Origin of the sequence: Colwellia sp. MB3u-55, from assembly GCF_014076785.1 — a bacterium.
In the GTDB taxonomy this organism is placed as follows: Bacteria; Pseudomonadota; Gammaproteobacteria; order Enterobacterales; family Alteromonadaceae; genus Colwellia_A.
Genome location: NZ_JACGUS010000050.1, coordinates 1 through 319, shown reverse-complemented (window position 1 = coordinate 319; position 319 = coordinate 1). Strand labels below are relative to the sequence as shown.

Below are 319 nucleotides of genomic sequence, written 5' to 3'. Positions count from 1 at the left end.
GCTTTCCCGTGTGCGCGCTTTAACCCTACGTGCTCAGTAAATTCACACAAATGCTCTGCGGTGCCAACCGCGCCAGTGAATATACCTTCAAAGTTTGTGGTGAGTTTGAGCCAACTTTCATCACTGATGTGAAGTCTTGACAGTATATTTGCGGTTTTGTTATCGATAGCGCCTCGTTTGTCTGCTCTTATTATGCGACCTGTTTCATCTACAAGGGTTAAATAGTCCTTTAAACTAAAGCGGATACTGGCGGTTTTAGCTTGCTGTTCATTGCCCGTAAAAGGTAATAACCTTGTGGGTTGCTCTCCCATGATGGCGG

1 pseudogene is annotated in these 319 nt (G+C 45.5%); it reads right to left on the bottom strand.

Annotated elements, in window-relative coordinates:
- Window positions 1-319 (bottom strand): annotated as a pseudogene (locus H4J66_RS01240) (transposase); the annotation flags it as partial.